The sequence below is a fragment of the Acinetobacter haemolyticus genome, from assembly GCF_003323815.1.
GTDB lineage: Bacteria > Pseudomonadota > Gammaproteobacteria > Pseudomonadales > Moraxellaceae > Acinetobacter > Acinetobacter haemolyticus.
The window spans coordinates 2,490,258-2,512,159 of record NZ_CP030880.1; the positions used below are offsets into that span (position 1 = coordinate 2,490,258).

Sequence of the window (21,902 nt, forward strand, 5' to 3'; positions counted from 1 at the left end):
GGGTTTACAGAGTAAGTACATAAACATGAGTAACTTTGCGAATTGTTAAGATCAACGTAATAGATTGTTAAGAACATTGCCGCAATTAACTTTGGCACATAGCATGGAGCACATGTCTAGATTCGTGGTTAATCTACAAATTTAGGCTGTTTTTATTGAAACTGAAATTAAGGATGCCAACAATGAAACTTATCAAAACTCTTCTTGCGACAACACTTACACTTGCTGCGGCTACAACTTTCGCTGCAACTGCTGATGAAGTGCAAACTGAAGCTCAGACTGACGAGCGTGTTGTTGTTTCTACTCAAGAACAACCAGCTACTGATGCATCAAGTGAAGCTGCTCCAGCATCAGCACCAGTTGCAAACTAATACGACATAGATTTAAAACTTACCTCTGCTTTTAAATCGGTTTATTATGATTTGACCCTATTTCATAATAAACAAAAAAAAGATCGAACCATGCTGCGGTTCGATCTTTTTTATAGATATCATTTTTAAGAAGAGGACTTAAAAATACTACATGAAGGCTGATGCACCTCTTGTAAACGCATTTCTTTGCGTTGTTCAGCAGCCTCAAAACGGCAACGTTTCCAGTCTGTGTTTAAGTTTAAAGGCGGAACTTGTTTCGGTTTACGCTCCTCATCGACCGCAACCATTGTGAAATAGCAAGTATTGGTGTGTCGTATCGTACGATCTTGAATATTTTGTGCTTCCACTCGGATCCCGACCTCCATTGAGGTACGTCCTACATGGTTGATACTTGCTAAGAATGTGACCAACTCACCCACATAAATAGGTTCTTTGAAATTTACTTTATCTACTGACAGCGTAACAACATAACTTCCTGAATAACGACTGGCACATGCATACGCCACTTGATCCAACAACTTTAGAATCGCACCACCATGAACATTGCCTGAAAAGTTGGCCATGTCAGGTGTCATCAGTACTGACATCGTGAGCTCTGATTGATCATCAGGAATTTGATTCATTTGGTCTAATGGATTCATAGACAAGGACTCACAAAAAAAGCGTTCTTTCTTATTGAATATTATGCGCCATAATTAGTAGAAAGAGAGACTAAATTTCATTGATTTAGTCTCTCAATTTAATCCCTAAAATCGATGTTTCAATTATCTATTTTTTTATTGTGTTGATTGGATAAGACCTGTTACTCCATTGACAATCATATCTACCGCAATCGTACCAATCAGCAATGCAGATAAACGACCAACAATATCAAAATAGCGGTCAATGTATTTGGCATGTTTATATCGTAAATGATCATGCCCATATTTCATTAAAATCAAAATACTACAGGTCAAAAATAAAGTGAGTGTAATCACAGCAACCGCGCTAATAAAAGGCACAGTAACCCCTGTAACAACAGCAGCACTAATCGTTCCTGGGCCGATCATAAATGGCATCGCAATAGTTCCAGCAAGATGTTCGGGCGCACCGCGCATTTCACCAATTGTTTCCGCACCTTGGAACACATAACGATAGCCAATGACCAAAAAGATTAAACCACCAAAGATTTGGAATGATTCAAAACGCACATTCAAATAACGACTAAAAATACTTTCCCCACCCCAAGCAAACAATATAAATACAGCTAAAGCAATAAAACTCCCCTGAATCAAGGCCTTGTTAAATATCTTAGCATCGGTATTGCGAATCATCCCCACCATATAAACACTCATTAGGAAAGGATTTAGCAATGAGAAAAATAAAGCAAATGCATGAACGTGCGCTGATAACATAAATAACTCTTTATTGGCAGCAAAGGTTAAATGATTTTAGATTTTGACAGATTAGATGAATAGACACTAAATCGTTTAGGAATTTATAAACGTTTTACAATTAGACGTTACATTGTTTAATGCATCATCTTTATTTAATTCAAATGTTACACCCAATCCGAGCATACGCATATGCAGATTGGCTTGTGATGCATTGATCGATTTTACGTTAAACTTTAGACCTTGATCGCTATAGAGCACGTCATTCACTAATTTTACTCGGTACGACATGACTTCTTTGCTATTATCAATACAAAGTTTTCCATGGCCTTGACGATTTAAATGTAGTACCGCGGATGCTTCTCCGACTTGCCCTGACCAATTGCCAGAAAATGGAAGTTGTGTCGTGCTAAGTTGATTAAATTGTTCAGATGACATTGTCGTAATCGAAGTACAGCCGACAAGTCCAAAAAACAAAATACTTGATAAAAAAATATACTTCACAACCAACACCCAAATAATAAAAAAGTAAACAATTACAATTATTTTCCCATAGCCGAAAGCGGTATAAATTGTAGGGTATGTATACACCGGGTATGGGATGTGTAACTGTTCTTGCAATGCAGTTTTAAAGTTACTCAAATCATAAGTTGTTTATTCATCCATTTTTAAATTACTTACCATCTGTTCTAAGTTATTTCGAATCAAATAAGCCAAGTTAATATCAATACCTTGCAGCATTTGCTCTTCGATTTTTTCAACCACAATATTGCACTCATGTAACTTATTTAGCCCCTGATCCGTCAGTGTCACCAAAATACGACGCCCATGAGTCGGATCTGGCGTTTTTTCAATCCATCCATTACTAAATAAATCTTGAAGAATTTTATTTGCCGATTGGGGTTTAATAAAGGAGCGTTCAGCAAGTTTAGCATTAGATAAATTACGCTTAGATGCCAACACAGATAATGCTGTAAACTGTGGCAGGCTAATGTCCAATGGTTTTAATTGCTCTGTTAAATGTTTACTAATAATACGATCAACACGGGCGATCATATAACTTAGTCTAGGTTCATCTTGAATTGTTGTTGGAACTATATTTGAACGTGCCATAAATCATCATTCATCATAAAAAAAACAAAAAGTATGAAGCTACTGCTCCATACTTTACTAAAGTTGCAACTTACTGAGCACTTGTGCTTTGTACTAAATGTACAGGCTGTTTAGGCTTTTTGACAAGCAACAAAGCAGAAATCGCAGCAATAAGAATAACGGGGATACTTGCACCAATCACGATTGTTGAACTTTGACCAAGTGATAATAGGAAGCCTGCCATCAAAGGTCCTGCAAATGAACCTATCCGACCGATTGCAACTGCTGAACCAACCCCAGTACCACGCATTTCAGTTGGATAATACATCGCAGCAAGACCATATAAGGCAGACTGCCCACCGACAATGAATAGACCACACCCCACTGCTGAAAGGACAAGTAAAGCAACTGTTGGAGAAATAGATAAACAGCATAATGACAGTAATATGCCAGTATAAATTAATTTAATCACAAAGCTCATACGTAGCTTATCGAGCATCATGCCCATTAAGATCGATCCAAAAATTCCGCCGATGTTATAACCCATTTGAACATAATTGGCTTCGAACTTTGACAGACCTTGCGCGCCCATCAACAATGGCAACCAATTCAGTAAGAAGTACAATACAACGAGTGTACAAAAGAAACTAATCCATATCTGAATCGTAGACATACGACGTTCTTTTGCAAATAAAACCTCAAAAAATGGAATGGCTGTTTGATGTTGTGTTTTACGCTTTAAATAATCACTTGATTCTGGCAAATATTTAATAATTAAAGGAATCAATAAAATGGGAGCAATGCCGCCAATATAAAAAATATGCCGCCATTCACTATCCCCTGCCAATAACATTGCCACAACCGAAGTGAGCAAACCTCCAAACGGAATACCACTATACATCACACTGACTGCTGTTCCCTTATATTGATCTGACACAGCCTCAGATGCCATGGTAATCATAATAGGTAACGCACCACCCATCCCCAAACCAGTTAAAAAGCGAATCAGCAATAGTAAATTATAATCAGCCGCAAAAGCTGTGAGTAACGACATAATTCCAAATAATAAAATGCTTAAGATCAGAATTTTTTTTCTACCTACAATATCTGCTAATCGACCACCCAAAATTGCACCTGGAAGTGTTCCAAGAATTGCAGCACTAAATGCCCAAGCCATTTGAGCATTGTCTAACATAAATTCCGCCCGCATACGTGGTGCGGCGACACCCATTGATTGAAGGTCAAAACCTTCAAAAATTGCGATTGCAAAACAGAGCAGTAAGGTTAATTTTGCACTGCCCGACTGTCCAAATACTTTTTCCATTACCTTATCCTTTTTCGACCAATCTATCCATTCAGCCCTTTTTGTGTATTGTTTATTAAACACCCTAAAAATATCAGTTAAACTTACTTAAAATGCAATATTTTTTTCAATATATTTTATAAAAAAATTAATATATAAACTATTTATTTTAAATTTCATATGTTTAAAAAATATTTAATCAAAATATTAAAAAAGACTTGAATGTAAGTTTAACTGATATTAAATTAAATCACAGAACACGCTAATGTCATTTCAAGGAGTATGACCATGACATATGAAAATCGCTGGGAAACCGTAGAGGTTAATATTGAAAATGGAATCGCATGGGTTACCTTAAATCGCCCAGAAAAAAAGAATGCCATGAGTCCAACACTTAACCGTGAAATGATTGATGTGCTTGAGGCTCTTGAGCTTGATCAAGATGCTAAAGTTCTGGTGCTCACAGGTGCTGGAGACTCTTGGACAGCGGGTATGGATTTGAAGGAATATTTCCGTGAAGTCGACACTCAACCTGAGATTTTTCAAGAACGCATTCGCCGTGACTCATGTCGTTGGCAGTGGCAACTTCTTCGCATGTATTCAAAACCAACCATTGCCATGGTCAACGGCTGGTGTTTTGGAGGCGGTTTCTCACCTTTAGTCGCTTGTGATCTTGCGATTGCAGCAGATGAAGCGACCTTCGGTTTATCTGAAATCAACTGGGGGATCCCACCGGGTAACCTTGTAAGTAAAGCAATGGCAGATACCGTAGGGCATCGCGCATCTTTGTACTACATCATGACGGGTAAAACATTTGGTGGTAAAGATGCTGAAACTATGGGATTAGTGAATAAAAGTGTACCTTTAGCACAGCTAAAAGCCGAAGTAACGGAACTTGCGAATTGCTTACTTGAGAAAAATCCTGTGGTACTTCGAACCGCTAAAAATGGCTTTAAGCGTTGTCGTGAACTGACTTGGGATCAAAACGAAGATTACTTATATGCCAAGCTAGATCAATGTATCCACCGCGATACCGAAAATGGTCGTCAACAAGGTCTGAAACAATTTTTAGATGAAAAATCAATTAAACCGGGTTTACAGAGTTATAAACGTACTGGTTAACTTTTGATTCTTTAATGGCAATGTAAGGACACAACCCATGCAAAATGTACAGTTACTTATTCACGGTCAATCTGTTGATGCATCAAATCAGGCAACTTTTGAGCGTATCAGTCCCATTGATGGATCAGTAGCGAGCAAAGCCGCTGCTGCAACTTTGGAAGATGTTGATCGTGCAATCGATTCGGCACAACAAGCTTTCAAAGTATGGTCGAAACTCTCGCCTACCGAACGCCGTTTACGCTTATTAAAAGCAGCCGACTTAATGGACCAAAAAACCGAGCAATTCATTGAAACTGGAATGCAAGAAACAGGTTCAACTGCGACATGGTATGGGTTTAACGTTCACCTTGCTGCCAACATGTTACGTGAAGCCGCAGCCATGACCACACAAATTGACGGAAGTCTGATTCCATCAGATGTGCCAGGCAATCTTGCGATGGGTGTGCGAGTTCCTTGTGGTGTGATTGTAGGAATTGCACCTTGGAATGCGCCTGTCATTTTGGCAACACGTGCACTTGCTATGCCTTTGGCTTGTGGCAACACGGTTGTGTTAAAAGCATCGGAAGCCTGCCCAGCAACACATCGTCTCATTGGTGAAGTGTTACATGAAGCAGGTCTGGGTGAAGGTGTCGTGAATGTGATTACGCATGCCGCCGAAGATGCACCACAAATTGTGGAGCGCTTAGTGTCTCATCCAGCAGTGAAGCGCATTAATTTTACCGGTTCAACCAAAGTCGGAAAAATTATTGCCGAGACTGCGGCTAAATATTTAAAACCTGTTTTACTTGAATTGGGTGGTAAGGCCCCTGTCGTGGTTTTAAATGACGCAGACATTAATGAAGCCGTAAATGCTGTTGCTTTTGGCGCATTCTTTAATCAGGGGCAAATTTGTATGTCGACCGAACGTGTTTTGGTTCAAGACAAAATTGCCGACCAATTTATTGAAAAACTGATTGAAAAAACTCGCTCTATTCGAGCAGGTAATCCAACCTCAAAAGACAATGTACTCGGTGTTTTAGAAAGTCGCCGCGCTGCAAACCGTATTCAGCATTTGTTGGAAGATGCTCAAAACAAAGGTGCTGACTTACCTTTAGGTATTCATATTGAAGACACCACCATGCAACCGACGCTGGTACTCAATATTAAACCTGACATGCTGCTTTACCGCGAAGAATCATTTGGACCTGTATGCACAGTTCAACGTTTTTCAAGCATTGAAGAAGGCGTAGTACTGGCAAATGACAGCGAGTTCGGCCTTTCTTCGGCAGTGTTTAGTCAAAATATTTCACAAGCACTGGAAGTGGCTCAACAAATTGATTCGGGTATTTGTCACATTAACGGCGCAACCGTACATGACGAAGCTCAAATGCCATTTGGTGGAACAAAATCGAGTGGTTACGGACGTTTTGGTAGTAAAGTCTCTGTTGCCGAATTTACCGAACTACGCTGGATTACCATTCAAACCCAATCACGTCATTACCCGATTTAGTCAGGCTAATGCGAATACCGACATATTAAATAAAAATTGCATGATGCAAAAAAATAAAGCGCAGTGATGCGCTTTCCATGGAGTGAAAGAAATGCAAATGAATGCCACTCAATCACAAGACCGCGAACGGTTCGTAAAATTAGGGCAACATGATATTCATTATCACCATAAAGATGACACGCTCTATATCAGCCCAAAAGAGCAATTAAAACCGTATCCACAAAAACTGACAGATCGGTTAATTCATTTTGCCCAAACCAAACCAGACCATATTTTTGCGGCAAAACGAAATGCTCAAGGTGAATGGGTCAAACTGAGTTATGCAGAAGTTCTACAACGTGCATGGCACATTGCTCAGGCTTTACATGATCGTAATTTAAGTCAAGAAAGACCACTGGTCATTTTAAGTGGTAATGATCTCGAACATTTAACACTCTCTATGGGTGCCATGCTGGCGGGTGTGCCTTTCTCGGCTATTTCCCCTGCCTACTCTCTTATTTCTCAAGACTATGGCAAACTCAAACATGTGTTTGAAGTACTCACACCTGGTATGGTCTATGCCAGCGATGGACAAGCTTTTACTAAAGCGATTCAGGCATGTATTACATCCGACATTGAAGTGGTGACCAATAAAGGAATTGTAGGCGATCAGATCTGCACATCTTTTCAATCGCTATTAGATACGTCAGTTTCAAATGTTCAAGAGTTTTATCAAACCCTTGATGAAAACCAGATTGCTAAATTCTTATTTACATCAGGTTCAACCAAATTGCCTAAAGCTGTACCGACCACGCATTTAATGTTGTGTGTTAATCAGCAAATGCTATTGCAGACTTTCCCTGAGTTTGAAGAAACACCGCCTGTCCTACTCGACTGGCTGTCTTGGCACCACACATTTGGTGGCAGTCACAATGTCGGTATTGCGCTCTATAACGGCGGTACCATTTACATTGATGACGGCAAACCCGTTGCAGGAAAATTTGACGAAACCATTCGTAACCTCAAAGAAATTTCTCCAACCGTTTATTTAAATGTGCCAAAAGGTTGGGAAGAACTCACCGAAGCGTTAGAAAAAGATGAAGAATTAAGAGAGCGCTTTTTTGCTAAAGTTAAAATTTTATTCTTTGCAGGTGCAGCCCTTTCAGAAGCGGGCTGGAACAGGCTCGATAACATTGCTCAGCAACATTGCGGAGAAAAAATTCGCATCATGAGTGGACTGGGCATGACTGAAACTGCTCCTTCTTGCGCTTTTACCACTGGCCCACGCGTGATGGCCGGCTTTATTGGCTACCCTGCTCCAGGTTGTGAAATTAAGCTGGTGCCATGTGGTGACAAACTTGAGTTTTGCGTTCGTGGCAAACATGTCATGAAAGGCTATTGGCGTTTAAAAGCAGACCAACAAAGCACTGTGTTTGATGATGAAGGCTTTTTCCATACTGGTGATGCCGTTCGTTTAGTCGATGTGAATGATCCAACTAAAGGTCTGATGTACGACGGACGAATTGCCGAAGACTTTAAACTCAATACGGGGACTTTTGTGAATGTGGGCACACTACGCAACAAAGTACTCATTCAAGGTAATTTACTGGTTCAAGATGTTTGTATTACAGGTTCAAACCTAAATGCGGTTGGCTTTTTGATTTTTCCAAAACTAGATGCTTGTGCTCAACAAGCTGGCCTTAAGCTGGGCGAACATTCTGCAGCAGAGATACTACAGCATCCTAAAGTCCAGCAATGGTTCCGCCAATTTTTAACCACCTTTAATAAAGATGCGACCGGTAGCTCAAATACAGTCTCAATGCTTTATTTAATGACCGAGCCACCTCAACTCGATGCAGGTGAAGTGACCGATAAAGGCAACCTCAATCAAGGCAATATTACCAAGCGTCGTGCTGCTTTAATTGATGAACTTTATCAAAAACAGGCCGAAAACCCACTGATTATTCGGGTACCCACCTTAAAGCAATAAGCAATTGAAATAAAAAAGGAAGCTCAAACTTCGGTTTGGGCCTTAGCCTCACTTTTGCCTAAAAAAAGGTTCAACATGCCACACGATACAGAATTTGAACTATTTCGAGACAGCTATCGCAGGTTCTTAAGAGAACAGGTTGCTCCGTATTACGAACAGTGGGAACACGATGGCCTGATTCCACGTGATCTATGGCTTCGTCTTGGGAAAAATGGCTTTTTGTGCGTCGATGTATCCGAGGAATATGGCGGCTATGGTGCTCCTGTTCATTACTCCCTCATGCTGGTTCAAGAAACGGCTCAAGCGGGCTTTGCATCTTTGGCAGTTGCCATTGGCGGGCAAAATGAGCTGGTCTCTCCTTACCTACAAAATATTGGAACCGAAGAACAAAAACGTTATTGGCTACCGAAAATGGTGACAGGTGAAGTCGTCACTGCAATTGCCATGACCGAAGCGAATGCGGGTTCAGACTTACAAGCGATACGTACTCAAGCCATTTTAGAAAATGAGCACTATCGTGTGAATGGTTCAAAAACCTTTATCTCAAATGGATTGCATGCCGACCTGATCGTTCTGGTAGCGAAAACTGATCCGCAAGCCAAAGCAAAAGGCATTTCGATTTTTTTAGTCGATGCTGCTTTAGGCGGCGTTAAAAAAGGTCGCTCTTTACAAAAAATTGGACTACATGCCCAAGATACAGCTGAACTGTTTTTTGATGATGTTTATGTGCCTGCAAGTCAACGTTTAGGTGAAGAAGGACAAGGCTTTGCTTATTTAATGCAAGAGTTACCTCGTGAACGTTTGAGCATTTCTATGATGGCTTTGGGATCAATTTTAGGCGCCATCGACCTCACCAAAGACTATGTACTGGAGCGTAAAGCTTTCGGTCAACCCTTAAGTCAAATGCAAAACACGCGCTTTGTGCTCGCAAATGCACACATCAAAGCCGAAGCTGCCCAAGCTTTTGTAGACCAATGTGCCGCACTGTATCAACAACACCAGTTAAATGTGACCCAAGTTGCCGCATTGAAATGCTTTATCACAGACGTCCAATGTGAGGTGATTGATCAATTACTTCAGCTTTTTGGTGGCTACGGTTATATGCAGGAATATCCGATTTCACGCTTTTTTGTGGATGCGCGGGTACAAAAAATTTATGGAGGAACCAACGAGATTATGAAAGAAATCGTTGCCCGTAAACTACTCGGAAAATAATTCGATTTAGAAGCGAAACAAGGCAGACAGAACAATCAAGTCTGGTTTGAAAACAACAATACTATTTTCAGGAAGAAATACCATGTCGAAACTATGGATCTACTCCACCCTAATGCTTACGAGTTCAGTCTATGCAGGCGACTTCATTGATAACAGTTCAGTAGAACTCACCACACGAAATTTTTATTTCGATCGTGACTATCAAAAAGAGTCAAAATATCCTGCCGCAAAAGATTGGACACAAGGATTTATTCTCAAAGCAAACTCGGGCTACACCGAGGGAACCATTGGTTTTGGGCTAGACATTCTTGCAACAGCAGGCTTTAAACTCGATGCCGATGCCGAACATGCAGGTACAGGCAATTTACTTAGAAATACGGTCACCAATGAACCTGCTGACTCTTACGGGCAAATTGGTGTCACAGCAAAAGCGAAAATGAGCCAAACTGAACTTAAAGTTGGTACCTTAAGACCGATGAACCCTGTTCTAGTTGCCTCACCTGCCCGTTTATTGCCACAGACCTACCGTGGTCTCTCAATTGAATCCAAAGACCTTCAAGATTTTGACTTACAAGCAGCTTACATTAATCGCGTCAACCATCGTGACTCCACTAATCATGAAAAAATGAAAATTTCAGGGGTAAATGGACGATTTAAAAGTGCTGAAACAGATCAATTATTTTATGCAGGTGGTGATTATCAATTGCACCCTACAATTAAGCTGACTGCTTTTTACATGGACGTTGATGATCTTTATAACCAAGTGATGTTTGGGGTTTCACATCAATTCAAAATTAATGACACCACCGATCTTAGTTCGCAATTACGCTATTACCGTAGCCGCGATGATGGACAGGCAAAAGCGGGGTTAGTCGATAATGATCTTTATCATGCGTATTTCGAACTCAAACATCAAAACCATAAATTTATTATTGGAAGCTTTCAACATCAAGGCGACACCGCCTTTCCGTATTTGATGGGCGGAGAAACTGGACTACTCATCGATACATGGCCAGGCGAGTTTTTAAATCCCAAAGAGAAAGTCTATAGCTTCCGATATGAATATGACTTTAAAGATTATGTACCAGGTCTACGTTTTATGACCCGTTACACTACAGGTCACAATATTTATGCACCCAACTTAGGTGGAACCAATCTAAAGGAACGAGAAACAGACTTTGATTTAGGTTACACCGTTCAAAGTGGCTGGTTAAAAAATCTAGGGTTACGCGCGCGCTACGCCATTTATGACAACAATATGCTTTCCACTGCCAACATCAAACCTTCAAATGAAACCCGTTTCAACATTGATTACACATGGAAGTTTAAATAATTCAAAACCAGAGGTTCTGTCGTGCATAGAGCCTCTTTTTATTGAGGAAAATTCATCATGAAGCATGGAATCATATTATGGATCAGAAAACTTTAGAACACTTGCCGCCCATCCATCACCATTTAGGCGGACATAATCTGCATTGGAATGACAAAAACAATGAACTCACCATCCATTATACAGCCCTCGAAAGCTTTACCAATCCACGCGGCACCATTGAAGGCGGCATGATCTGCGCCATGCTTGATGACGTGATGGGACTTTTTGCATATCTCGCCAATGATCATAAACCCGCCACCACCATCAACTTAACGATGGATTTTTTAAGACCCTGCGCTGTGGGCGAAGTCATTACAAAATGCCGATTCATTAAACAAGGCAAAACCGTACTGAATCTCGAAAGTGAAGCTTGGCAAAACCACAAAATGATTGCACGAAGTACCGCTAATTTTATGGTTTTAGATTAATTGCAACCATTCATTCAATAAGGATATGAATAAATGAATGACTCTAACAATAAACGAATTTTGACCTACTCCGCTTTAGTACTCGCCATACTTGGTGCTTTGGCAGGCTGTGGAAGTGATAGTGATAGTGATGACACATCAACGCACTCAACAATCAAGCCACCTCAGTTATCACCTGCTGTGGGTACAAAACTGACAGGAAGTTGTTCAGACTTACTCGGTTTTCAATACAACAATACGGTCATTAGCTCAGCTACGCGTCAAGAGGAAGGTACATTGACTGTCGCCAACAAACCGATTGGTGCTCATTGCTTGGTCCAAGGTTATATGGATCAACGGGTAAGCCGTGTCGATGGACAAACCTATCAAATTGGTTTTGAAATGCGTCTACCTGTTGATTGGAATGGCCGTTTTCTCTATCAAGGCAATGGTGGAACTGATGGTAATCTTGTGCCTGCAACGGGTCAGGTTGGCAGCGGTGGTCCACTCACCAATGCGCTACATGATGGTTTCGCGGTTATTTCTTCCGACGCTGGACATAATGCCTCCCAAAATCCAATGTTTGGTTTAGATCCAGAAACAAGAATTAACTACGGCTACGGTGCGATTACCAAGCTTACACCTATGGCAAAAAATCTAATTAAAACAGCATATGGTAAATTTCCAGACCGCTCCTATGCAGGCGGCACATCTAATGGCGGGCGTCATGCCATGATTGCCGCAACTCGTTTAGGCAATCAATATGATGGAATTTTAGCAAGCACACCGGGTTTTCATTTACCTCGTGCAGCCGCAGCTCAACTCTATACAGCACAACAGCTTCGTCGTGTCGCAACAGATGAAAATGACCTAAGTACCGCCCTTACCCTTTCAGAGCGTAAAGTATTAGCAAAAGCAATTTTAGATCGATGCGATGCCTTAGACGGTGTTGAAGATGGCTTGGTCCAAGATGTCGAGGCTTGCCGTACGGCTTTTGATATTCATCAGCATGTACCCGTTTGCTCAAGCACAAGAGATGCTACTTGTTTAAGTACCGAACAAATTGATGTATTCGCCAACATTTACCGTGGTCCCGTAAACTCTGCTGGACAAGCACTTTATGCAACTCAACCTTTCGACCCCGGTTTAATCGGAAGTAACTGGGCAAGCTGGAAATTTGAATCTTCGGTGGGAACAGCGCGTGACCCAGTTGCCGTCGGTATTATTTTTCAGGTTCCGCCAGACCCAACTGTGGCTCAAAACTCTAGACAATTTGCCTTTAATTATAACTTCGATACCGACTATCCAAAACTCTCGGCAACCAATGAGGTGTATACCGAAAGTTCGATGTCATTCATGATGCCACCCGATGAACTTAATCTGGATAAACTCCGAAATCACGGTGGAAAAATGATTGTGGTGCAAGGCACAGCAGACGGTGTTTTCTCTGTGGATGACACCCAAAATTGGTACGATCAACTACTCCAACGCTATGAAAATGATGCAAAAGGTACAGCACTTGAATTTGCACGTTTCTTTAGAGTTCCGGGCATGAACCATACCCGTGATGGCATTGCGACCGACCAATTTGATGCATTGACTGCTTTAGTCAACTGGGTGGAATATGGGCAAGCACCTGACAAAATCATTGCGACTGCACGTGGTGCAGATAACCCAAGTGGTCAAGTGAATACTGAACTACCGCAAGACTGGGCACCTGATCGTACGCGTCCACTTTGTCCTTATCCACTGATTGCTCGCTATAATGGTCAAGGCGATAGTGAAAAAGCCGAAAACTTTAGTTGTAAACCATAAAACTGATTTAAGTTTTAGTCTTGAATAAAAAATATAAAGAGAGCGTGAATGCTCTCTTTATAGCTTAATAACTACCCTACTGGCTGAAGATGATTCAAAGGTTTAATTTCGTACGGCAAGCCGACATAATTTTCTGCCAACGTGGTCTGTCCTGCCTGAGAAGTTAATATGTAGCTTAATTCAGCCTGTTTAATTTTATGGTCGAACTCACTTTCGGTTTCAAAACGATGCAATAGATGGGTCATCCACCAAGAAAATCGTTCTGCTTTCCACACTCGTTGCAAACACTTTTCAGAGTATTCATTGATCCCTTGCTCCGAACCTTCATGATAATACTCGACCAATGCACTCGATAAATAAGCAATATCTGAAGCAGCCAGATTTAATCCTTTAGCTCCGGTAGGAGGTACAATGTGTGCAGCATCGCCGGCTAAGAAAAGTTGGCCAAAACGCATTGGTTCTGTCACAAAACTACGTAATGGTGCAATACTTTTCTCAATGGATATACCAGTCACTAGCTTTTCACGACTTTCAGGATCTAAACGGCGTTTCAACTCTTCCCAAAATCGCTCATCAGACCAATCCTCAACATGATCTGTCAGTGGTACTTGTAAGTAGTAACGGCTACGTGTTTCTGAACGCATACTACATAAAGCAAAACCGCGTTCAGATTGCACATATATCAGCTCATCCGCAACTGGGGGTACATCGGCTAAAACGCCCAGCCAGCCAAATGGATACACTTTTTCAAAGGTCTTAATTTTATCTTCTGGCACACTGGCACGACAAACACCATGATAGCCATCACAACCTGCAATGAAGTCGCATTCTATTTGATAGTCTTTTCCGTGATAATGGAACGTAACTTTAGGTTTGCTGTAGAAGTCATCAACTTGTACTTGTTCCGCCTCATAGAAGGAAGTTAGTTCAGCATGTTCACGTGCTTGCATTAAATCTTTGGTTACTTCAGTTTGACCATAGACGGTGACTTGTTTTCCCTCAGTCAATGAAGACAAATCAACACGATGTTTTTGTCCGTTGGTCAAAATCTCAATACCTGAGTGTGGTAATCCTTTCGCCTTTAAGTTTTGATCAACACCTGCTTGTTCTAACAAATCAACAGATACTTGCTCTAAAATACCTGCACGAATACGAGATGCTACATACTCAGCACTACGCTGTTCAATGATCACATGATCAATACCCGCTTTATATAAAAGCTGTCCAAGTAATAAACCCGCAGGTCCAGAACCAATAATTGCAACTTTCGTTTTAACGATTTCCATAACCACATCCTTGCAAATTCCTTAGCTTTTAAATTACTGCTTGCGTGGTACGGCATCTATATATGAAAATCGAAATTAACCGCATATCATTATGCATGTCCGATATTCGGACAAAACTGATCTAGAACAAGGAAGTTCAAATGCCTCACCCAGATGATTATTTGCAGCATCCCTATTTAAATGAACAAATTCGGCAAGAAGACTACATTGCAGGTTTAGGTAAAGGACTAAGTTTATTAGAAGCTTTTGGTGTAGACCGCCAACGCTTAAATGTCACACAGGTCGCTGAACGTACAGGGATTAGCCGAACAGCAGCAAGACGGTATCTGAAGACGTTAAAATATCTTGGCTATTTAGAAACTGATGAGCATTACTACTGGCTTACGCATCGAGTCTTACGCTTTTCAAGTTCATATTTAAGCTCCGCACATTTACCCAAAATTACTCAGTCTTTTCTAAATCTCTTATGTGCACAAACAACACTCACTTTTTCCATCGTTGTTTTGGATGAAAATGAAGTTGTCCCTATTGCACGGAGTTATTTACCTCAGCAAGATAATCTCAGAGTCAGCCCTTTTGGAATGCATCTTGGGCACCGTTTGCCTGCACATGCCACATCAACAGGTAAGGTTTTATTAGCGGCTTTATCACAAGAACAGCAAAAAAATTGGGTACAGAAATACGGATTAAAACGTTTAACTGCATTCACAGAAACAAATGAAGCTGCATTCTTGGAACGTTTACAACACATTGCAAGCTCGGATTATTGTTTGTCCAAAGAAGAACATGAGCTCGGCGTGATCGCGATTGCTGTCCCTGTTCTCAATGCTCAAGGTCAAGCAATTGCAGCATTAAACTGCATGTCACAGACCAATCGCGTCCAAGAAGATTATTTAATTCAACACGTCCTCCCGCTATTGCATAACACGGCGAATGAGTTGAGAAGTATGGTTTAGATTACGGAGAATAGATCATTTTTCCCAAAAAAGTGACCTCCACTTCGGAGGTCACTTTCTATTTAAAAAAGGATTAGAAGGTTACCCGACGATAATGACGATATTCAGGTGTCCAGAAGTTATCATCGATCACCGTCTTGAGTAGATCATTACTCATCGGAACAGCCAAGCCATCTGCCATCGCTGCTTTTGCTACTTTAAAGGCAATAAACTTTGAAACCTGTTGAATATCATTAATATTTGGCAACAAGTCAGCTGTTGGGTTTTTCAGTCGAGGAGAACAATCCGCCAAAGCAGTACTTGCTGCCATCAACATTGAGTCACTAATATGTGTCGCTCCACAAGCGAGCACACCCAGTCCAATCCCAGGGAAAATATATGAGTTATTGCATTGTGCAATCGAATAAGGTTTGCCTTCATAATACACGGGAGCAAACGGACTACCTGTTGCTACAATCGCTGAACCTTGTGTCCATTCAATGATATCTTTAGGTTGCGCCTCAACTTGGGAGGTTGGATTCGACAATGGCAAGATAATTGGATGCTTATAATATTTAGCTAAAGTCTTAATCACTTCTTCGCTAAATAATCCAGCCTGTCCAGATACGCCAATCAAAATGCTCGGTTTGGCATTCTTCACCACATCCAACAAGGCAATATTGTCACTTAATCCTTCCCATGATTGAATCGCAGCGACTGGGGTTGCCAATTTTTTCTGGAAATCTAATAAATTTGCTTGTTGATCAGTCATCAAACCAAAGCGATCCACCATAAAAATCCGTGAACGCGCCTCATGATCGCTTAAGCCTTCATCGATCATTTGTCGTACAATATGCTCAGCAATACCACAACCTGCAGAACCTGCACCGACAAAGGTAATAGTCTGATCTTTAAGTTGTTTACCTTGTGCACGTGAAGCTGCAATCAGTGTCGCAACGGTGACTGCTGCCGTACCTTGAATATCGTCATTAAAGCAACAAATCCTATCACGATACTGATTAAGTAAAGGCATCGCATTATGTTGCGCAAAATCTTCAAACTGGATAAGCACATTAGGCCAGCGTTTACGAATTGCAGAAATAATTTTTTCTACAAACTGGTAATATTCCTCACCTGTAATCCGCGGACTCTTCAACCCCATATAAATCGGATCATTTAATAATGCTTGGTTATTGGTTCCCACATCAATGGTGATCGGCAATGTATAGGCAGGACTAATCCCACCACATGCTGTATATAGCGACAGCTTTCCAATCGGAATCCCCATACCGCCGATCCCTTGATCCCCCAAACCGAGAATACGCTCACCATCCGTGATCACGATAACTTTAACATTACGCTTATTCACATTATGAATAATCTGATCGATATATTCTTTCTCACCATAAGAAATAAAAATACCGCGATGACGACGATAAATATCAGAGAAGCGTTGACAAGCCTCGCCTACAGTAGGGGTATAGATAATGGGCAACATTTCATCTAAATGTTGACTTAATAAATTATAAAAAAGCGTTTCGTTAGTATCTTGGATGTTTCTTAAATAAATATGTTTATTTAAGTCGCTGCCAAAAGATAAATACTGCTGATACGAACGCTGTGTCTGTTCTTCAATATTTTCAATATTGTTAGGGATCAAACCATGTAAATTGAATCGTTCACGTTCGTCTTCAGTAAAAGCAGAACCTTTATTTAACAAAGGTAATTCTAAAAGCGCGTTTCCAGCATAAGGGATATACAAAGGTTTTTTGATTTTAATTGGATTTACTGTCATACCGTACTCGTTCACTTCACCGTCAAATATCTAATCTTCATTGCTCAAGTCCATCCATCACTGAACTTTGGCCTTGTAATAATTTACACTAATCAAGCTCTGAAACTGTATTTATCTGGTTGTATATAAAGTGCATCATTATTTAGAGACTAAATAGTATGGCAAAATAAAGACCAAAATGAAGTTATAATGGTGCAAAAGTTTAACAAGCAAAGTACGCATACATTAAAACCTTATCTCCCGTATACGTACTTGAGCATGATGGATCATTTAAGACAATTTATCCTTATAAAAGAAATAGTAACTTGCATAACATGCAATGATGAATAATAGACAGCAGACAAAACCAACTTGCATTGATGGATCAGCCACCATACTCAAGCAGGTAATCACGCAGAATACGCCACCTAAAATCGGTGTCAAAGGAAACAATGGCGCAGCAAATTTCAGATCCTTAACGGTTTTACCTGATTTGATCCATTGTCTACGGAAGTTAAACTGGCTAACACAAATCGTAATCCACACCACTACCATGGTAAATGCAGCGACACCCAACAAGTTCTTAAAAATCGTTTCTGGTGCGAAATGCTCTGATAATAGTCCAGGAATTGCACCGAACATGGTGACTACAATTGCAATAATCGGTGTACCCGAAGCAGTGAGCGTAGAAAACACTTTAGGTAATTGTTTTTGAATGGAGAGCGACCACATCATGCGAGATGCAGCAAATAACCCTGAGTTTGCTGCAGAAAGTAACGCGGTAATAATCACAAAACGAATAATATCTTCTGCATACGGAATCCCAATAAAATTAAATACCGTCACAAATGGGCTGCTACTAATACCACTGGCATTGAGGCCTGCCATTTCAAATGGAAGTAAGGCACAAATCACCACTATCGTACCCACAAAGAAAATCAGTAAGCGCCAAATCGCAGCATTAATTGCTTTCGGTACAGTTTTGGCTGGATCTTCTGCTTCACCTGCAGCCACACCAATTAACTCAGTGCCGGAAAAGGCAAAATTTACGATCAGCATCGTGGCAAAAATTGGGAAAATACCTTGAGGGAACCAACCATGTTCTGTCAATTTACTAAACAATGGCGCTGATTCATGACCTTGATAAGGAATAAAACCAAAGATCGCCACAAGCCCCAAACCAATAAAGCAAATAATCGTCAACACTTTAACAAGTGATAACCAAAACTCTGACTCAGCAAAAAAACGAGTCGAACTCACATTGAGTGCAAAAACTAAACCTGCAAATATTAATGTCCATATCCACATCGAAACCGAAGGAAACCATTCCTGCATAAGCAATGCCGCGGCAGTAAATTCTGTACCGAGGGTGGCAGTCCATGTCAACCAATACAACCAAGTCACCATGTAACCTGTACCCGGACCAATATAGGTGCGAGCGTATTCACCAAAAGCCCCAGAAACAGGCATGTGTACAGCCAACTCTCCGAGACATAACATCACCATATAGGCAATAACACCACCGAGTAAGTAAGCTAAAACAGCCCCAAAAGGCCCAGCTTGAGAAATGACATCTCCCGATCCAAGAAACAGTCCTGTTCCAATCGCGCCACCTAATGAGAGCATCACCAAATGACGCTTGGTCATAGCTCGTTTTAATGGTTGTCCAACCACCACACCAGATGATGAAACATTCGATTGCTGAGATGACTCTTGCTGGGGTGCATAGTCCCCACTCAAGACATCTCCTGTCAGAAATGTCTTCTCATTGTTATTACTCATACACAATTACTCCAATTGTATTCTTATGACAACTTGTCCTTGCTGTTTCGATTTTTAAAAAGGATGATTGAGAGAATCCTTCACTTTTCAATTATTTGTTTCTACTGAATATCCATATTCAAACTCCATGTACATCATTTCCTTGAACCGCTTTAAATATGAAGACTGGTTTTTATCTACATCATTTCTTTGAGGACAAGCCCAGCCCTTAATCCAACTTTTACGTTTGGATTTGGAAATAAAATCCAAACTTGCTGATCGTGTGCAATATAATTTCCAGCCTCTTGAGTCGCGATTACATCGCCTTTTTGAAAGGTTGAAAAATTAGGGGCACCTGCATCGAGCTGTAGTTGAAAGTTCTCACTTTGTTTTAAAATTGAATCCACAACTTTAAATTGGCGAATAGTCTTTTTTTGCCGTGTAGGTAAAACTCCACCTGTAATTACAGCGCGAAGCACTTGATCAATCGCTGAAAACTCAGCTAAGTCATTTTGACCAAATGGTTTGGCCTTACCCAACTCCAAAGTACTGCTCGCTGCATGGAAATGCTCAGCAGTAAAATGTGTAAAGGTTTTACCCACAGCATTGTGATAGACCAAAGCATCAAGATCTGCAGCATTGAGACTTTCAATCAGAAAATCATCGTAAGGTTGCGTTTGATAAGGAAATAAAGCAAATACAGGAAGTAATGAAGCTCGAATTGCAGTATGCAAATCATAATGATAGTGTTGGGCATTAACATTGCTTTGTTGAAAAAATTGCGTTGTGACTTGCTCTAGCAATGCAGCCCGTTGGGTTTCATCATCCATCGTTAATTGCTGATAAGCACCACAAAACATGCGGTTCATATCATTTTCTAAATAACGCACACCTTTGCGAATCGCTTGCGTATTGCCAAAAACAAAAAGTACCCGTTCTGTTAAACGCAAACGACATGCAAACAAGTCTTGAATCATCTTTGCAAGTAATTCAATCGGTGCCGTTTCATTCCCATGCACACCAGCAGACAGTATGATGGCTTTGTTATAGTGTGTTTTAGGCGTGCAGACCAACACCCCTTCACCGAGCCATTGCCAAGTAAATTCAGCTGTTTCACCTTGAGTGTGTTCAGGTGTTTGCTGCGCAAGAGTCAACTCTAGTAGATCAACCATATGCCATCACTCCCTCGTTTAACCACCTCAAATCCAATGCCAGTGTGAGCATTCGGATTTGAGGAAAATCCATATCAATCTTTTAACTACGAAGATTAGCGTTGAAAGTGATAAACAGACCCTAAACCTAAAATTTGGGTTAATTCATCTAATGCTGTACGACTCTCAATCAACAAACTTGGATCTGCTAAATCATCCTGCGTTAATTCATCACGATAATGTTGATCTACCCATTGATTGAGTGTTTTAAACAGGTCGTCATTCATAAATAAATTTGGATTAACTGCTGCTAACTCTTTTTGATTGACCGCAACACGTAAACGCAAACATGCTGGTCCACCGCCATTACGCATACTTTCACGCAGATCAAACACCTTGATGTCATCAATAGGTGTGCCCATCTGAATCATGTCATTCAAATAGCTCCAAACCGCTTTGTTTTGACGAGACTCTTCAGGTACAACGATACTCATCCCACCATCTGCTCGTGTCAGAATCTGGCTATTGAATAAATATGTCGCAACAGCATCCTCAACCGTCACACGGTTTTCAGGGACTTCGATCGAAATAAACTCTTGCTCAATCCCTGCCATTTTCTGGCGAATTTCATCCAAGGCTTGTGTTTGATTCAAAAACGCATGTTGATGATGGAAAAGTACCTGTTGGTTGCTGACCGCTATCACATCGTTATGAAATACACCTTGATCAATCACGTCAGGATTCTGTTGAATAAATATCGTCCGTTTTGCATCTAAACGGTGTAAACGTGCAATCGCCTCACTCGCTTCACGGGTTTGACGTGCAGGGAATTTCTTCGGTGCAACCGTACCACCGAGCTGTTGCTGTCCGTAAACAAAAACTTGAACGCCAGCTTGCTCATATCCACCGCCTAGACGGTTATGATTGGCTGCCCCCTCATCACCAAATAGTGCTGCATCTGGTAAGGCGTCATGATGCGCGAAATATATATCATTATCGAACATCGCTTTAAGAATTCGCGTTGTCGTATGATGCTCGATTGAGCGATGGAACTTATTATTTAGATTTGCAGCTGTAAAATGTACACGTCCGTCCGCGCTATCAGCCGATGGTGACACGGTACATGAGTTTGCAGTCCACATAGAAGATGCTGAACTGAGTGAAGATAACAATGCAGGTGCTGTTCGCATTGCTTGTGCAATCACCTCAATATCACTACCAGTAAAACCTAAACGGCGTAAGGTTGGAACATGTGGACGCTCTTGTGGTGCAAACACCCCTTGCTTAAGCCCTAAATCCGCAAGGGCTTTCATTTTCTTTAAGCCTTGCTTGGCAGCTAATTTCGGATTCGATGCGTTATTGCGATTTTTGGTCGATGCAACATTACCAAAAGATAAGCCTGCATAGTGGTGGGTTGGTCCAACTAAACCATCAAAATTGATTTCATAACCTGACATTTTTTTCTCC

The 21,902-nt window shown here is 40.9% G+C and carries 19 protein-coding genes; 9 read left to right on the forward strand and 10 right to left on the reverse strand.

Annotated elements, in window-relative coordinates; all coding sequences use genetic code 11:
- Nucleotides 1-182 precede the first annotated feature (182 nt).
- Nucleotides 183-371: a hypothetical protein gene (locus tag DS737_RS11380; RefSeq protein WP_005081698.1), complete on the forward strand. Its 189-nt coding sequence runs from the start codon at nucleotides 183-185 to the stop codon at nucleotides 369-371.
- Between the two features lie 125 nt (nucleotides 372-496).
- Here DS737_RS11380 and DS737_RS11385 read toward each other — a convergent pair whose 3' ends face one another.
- From DS737_RS11385 to mhpT, 5 genes are all read right to left on the reverse strand, one after another.
- Nucleotides 497-1,012, reverse strand: a complete 516-nt coding sequence (locus tag DS737_RS11385; protein ID WP_004638290.1) for an acyl-CoA thioesterase — start codon at nucleotides 1,010-1,012, stop codon at nucleotides 497-499.
- Nucleotides 1,013-1,147: 135 nt separating this feature from the next.
- Nucleotides 1,148-1,765 carry a MarC family protein gene (locus DS737_RS11390; protein WP_004638289.1) on the reverse strand — a complete coding sequence of 206 codons (618 nt, stop codon included), beginning with the start codon at nucleotides 1,763-1,765 and terminating at the stop codon, nucleotides 1,148-1,150.
- Nucleotides 1,766-1,840: 75 nt separating this feature from the next.
- Nucleotides 1,841-2,248, reverse strand: coding sequence for a J517_1871 family lipoprotein (locus DS737_RS11395; RefSeq protein ID WP_407641391.1), 408 nt, complete (start codon nucleotides 2,246-2,248; stop codon nucleotides 1,841-1,843).
- A 150-nt stretch (nucleotides 2,249-2,398) separates the two neighbouring features.
- On the reverse strand, nucleotides 2,399-2,857 hold the full coding sequence (locus DS737_RS11400; protein ID WP_005081694.1) for a MarR family winged helix-turn-helix transcriptional regulator: 459 nt from the start codon (nucleotides 2,855-2,857) through the stop codon (nucleotides 2,399-2,401).
- Nucleotides 2,858-2,927: 70 nt separating this feature from the next.
- Nucleotides 2,928-4,160 carry a 3-(3-hydroxy-phenyl)propionate transporter MhpT gene (gene mhpT / locus DS737_RS11405; RefSeq protein WP_005081692.1) on the reverse strand — a complete coding sequence of 411 codons (1,233 nt, stop codon included), beginning with the start codon at nucleotides 4,158-4,160 and terminating at the stop codon, nucleotides 2,928-2,930.
- Between the two features lie 261 nt (nucleotides 4,161-4,421).
- Between mhpT and DS737_RS11410 the strand changes: the two genes are divergently transcribed.
- From DS737_RS11410 to DS737_RS11440, 7 genes are all read left to right on the forward strand, one after another.
- Nucleotides 4,422-5,261 (forward strand): p-hydroxycinnamoyl CoA hydratase/lyase, encoded by an 840-nt coding sequence (locus tag DS737_RS11410; RefSeq protein WP_004638285.1) that lies wholly within the window; start codon nucleotides 4,422-4,424, stop codon nucleotides 5,259-5,261.
- 37 nt (nucleotides 5,262-5,298) lie between these two features.
- Nucleotides 5,299-6,750 carry an aldehyde dehydrogenase gene (locus DS737_RS11415; protein WP_113997565.1) on the forward strand — a complete coding sequence of 484 codons (1,452 nt, stop codon included), beginning with the start codon at nucleotides 5,299-5,301 and terminating at the stop codon, nucleotides 6,748-6,750.
- 82 nt (nucleotides 6,751-6,832) lie between these two features.
- Complete coding sequence (locus DS737_RS11420; protein WP_171287589.1) at nucleotides 6,833-8,719, forward strand: feruloyl-CoA synthase; 1,887 nt, start codon at nucleotides 6,833-6,835, stop codon at nucleotides 8,717-8,719.
- A gap of 75 nt (nucleotides 8,720-8,794) precedes the next feature.
- Complete coding sequence (locus tag DS737_RS11425; protein WP_113997567.1) at nucleotides 8,795-9,934, forward strand: acyl-CoA dehydrogenase family protein; 1,140 nt, start codon at nucleotides 8,795-8,797, stop codon at nucleotides 9,932-9,934.
- An 82-nt stretch (nucleotides 9,935-10,016) separates the two neighbouring features.
- Complete coding sequence (locus tag DS737_RS11430) at nucleotides 10,017-11,267, forward strand: OprD family porin (RefSeq protein ID WP_213068174.1); 1,251 nt, start codon at nucleotides 10,017-10,019, stop codon at nucleotides 11,265-11,267.
- Nucleotides 11,268-11,344: 77 nt separating this feature from the next.
- Nucleotides 11,345-11,734, forward strand: coding sequence for a PaaI family thioesterase (locus DS737_RS11435; protein WP_004638280.1), 390 nt, complete (start codon nucleotides 11,345-11,347; stop codon nucleotides 11,732-11,734).
- 33 nt (nucleotides 11,735-11,767) lie between these two features.
- Complete coding sequence (locus tag DS737_RS11440) at nucleotides 11,768-13,528, forward strand: tannase/feruloyl esterase family alpha/beta hydrolase (protein ID WP_113997569.1); 1,761 nt, start codon at nucleotides 11,768-11,770, stop codon at nucleotides 13,526-13,528.
- A 71-nt stretch (nucleotides 13,529-13,599) separates the two neighbouring features.
- Here DS737_RS11440 and pobA read toward each other — a convergent pair whose 3' ends face one another.
- Nucleotides 13,600-14,814, reverse strand: coding sequence for a 4-hydroxybenzoate 3-monooxygenase (gene pobA / locus DS737_RS11445; RefSeq protein ID WP_113997570.1), 1,215 nt, complete (start codon nucleotides 14,812-14,814; stop codon nucleotides 13,600-13,602).
- A gap of 140 nt (nucleotides 14,815-14,954) precedes the next feature.
- On the opposite strand from pobA, the gene DS737_RS11450 reads away from it, so the two are divergent.
- Nucleotides 14,955-15,770 carry an IclR family transcriptional regulator domain-containing protein gene (locus DS737_RS11450; protein WP_113997571.1) on the forward strand — a complete coding sequence of 272 codons (816 nt, stop codon included), beginning with the start codon at nucleotides 14,955-14,957 and terminating at the stop codon, nucleotides 15,768-15,770.
- A gap of 73 nt (nucleotides 15,771-15,843) precedes the next feature.
- On the opposite strand, the gene DS737_RS11455 is transcribed toward DS737_RS11450, so the two are convergent.
- From DS737_RS11455 to astB, 4 genes are all read right to left on the reverse strand, one after another.
- Complete coding sequence (locus DS737_RS11455; protein ID WP_113997572.1) at nucleotides 15,844-17,544, reverse strand: NAD-dependent malic enzyme; 1,701 nt, start codon at nucleotides 17,542-17,544, stop codon at nucleotides 15,844-15,846.
- Nucleotides 17,545-17,814: 270 nt separating this feature from the next.
- The gene (locus DS737_RS11460; protein WP_113997573.1) at nucleotides 17,815-19,305 is read right to left on the reverse strand and encodes an amino acid permease; all 1,491 of its coding nucleotides are present in this window, start codon (nucleotides 19,303-19,305) and stop codon (nucleotides 17,815-17,817) included.
- A 176-nt stretch (nucleotides 19,306-19,481) separates the two neighbouring features.
- A complete protein-coding gene (astE, locus tag DS737_RS11465) occupies nucleotides 19,482-20,456 on the reverse strand; it encodes a succinylglutamate desuccinylase (RefSeq protein ID WP_113997574.1) in 975 nt (324 codons plus the stop codon).
- A 95-nt stretch (nucleotides 20,457-20,551) separates the two neighbouring features.
- Entirely contained in the window at nucleotides 20,552-21,892 is a 1,341-nt protein-coding gene (astB, locus tag DS737_RS11470; RefSeq protein WP_113997575.1) for an N-succinylarginine dihydrolase, read from the reverse strand.
- Between the last annotated feature and the right edge of the window lie 10 nt (nucleotides 21,893-21,902).

Bases quoted from the DNA above. Each gene is read 5' to 3' on its own strand.
- DS737_RS11380 (WP_005081698.1), top strand. From the start codon at position 183: ATGAAACTTATCAAAACTCTTCTTGCGACAACACTTACACTTGCTGCG.
- DS737_RS11385 (WP_004638290.1), bottom strand. From the start codon at position 1,012: ATGAATCCATTAGACCAAATGAATCAAATTCCTGATGATCAATCAGAG.
- DS737_RS11390 (WP_004638289.1), bottom strand. From the start codon at position 1,765: ATGTTATCAGCGCACGTTCATGCATTTGCTTTATTTTTCTCATTGCTA.
- DS737_RS11400 (WP_005081694.1), bottom strand. From the start codon at position 2,857: ATGGCACGTTCAAATATAGTTCCAACAACAATTCAAGATGAACCTAGA.
- mhpT (WP_005081692.1), bottom strand. From the start codon at position 4,160: ATGGAAAAAGTATTTGGACAGTCGGGCAGTGCAAAATTAACCTTACTG.
- DS737_RS11410 (WP_004638285.1), top strand. From the start codon at position 4,422: ATGACCATGACATATGAAAATCGCTGGGAAACCGTAGAGGTTAATATT.
- DS737_RS11415 (WP_113997565.1), top strand. From the start codon at position 5,299: ATGCAAAATGTACAGTTACTTATTCACGGTCAATCTGTTGATGCATCA.
- DS737_RS11425 (WP_113997567.1), top strand. From the start codon at position 8,795: ATGCCACACGATACAGAATTTGAACTATTTCGAGACAGCTATCGCAGG.
- DS737_RS11430 (WP_213068174.1), top strand. From the start codon at position 10,017: ATGTCGAAACTATGGATCTACTCCACCCTAATGCTTACGAGTTCAGTC.
- DS737_RS11435 (WP_004638280.1), top strand. From the start codon at position 11,345: ATGGATCAGAAAACTTTAGAACACTTGCCGCCCATCCATCACCATTTA.
- DS737_RS11440 (WP_113997569.1), top strand. From the start codon at position 11,768: ATGAATGACTCTAACAATAAACGAATTTTGACCTACTCCGCTTTAGTA.
- pobA (WP_113997570.1), bottom strand. From the start codon at position 14,814: ATGGAAATCGTTAAAACGAAAGTTGCAATTATTGGTTCTGGACCTGCG.
- DS737_RS11450 (WP_113997571.1), top strand. From the start codon at position 14,955: ATGCCTCACCCAGATGATTATTTGCAGCATCCCTATTTAAATGAACAA.
- DS737_RS11455 (WP_113997572.1), bottom strand. From the start codon at position 17,544: ATGACAGTAAATCCAATTAAAATCAAAAAACCTTTGTATATCCCTTAT.
- DS737_RS11460 (WP_113997573.1), bottom strand. From the start codon at position 19,305: ATGAGTAATAACAATGAGAAGACATTTCTGACAGGAGATGTCTTGAGT.
- astE (WP_113997574.1), bottom strand. From the start codon at position 20,456: ATGGTTGATCTACTAGAGTTGACTCTTGCGCAGCAAACACCTGAACAC.
- astB (WP_113997575.1), bottom strand. From the start codon at position 21,892: ATGTCAGGTTATGAAATCAATTTTGATGGTTTAGTTGGACCAACCCAC.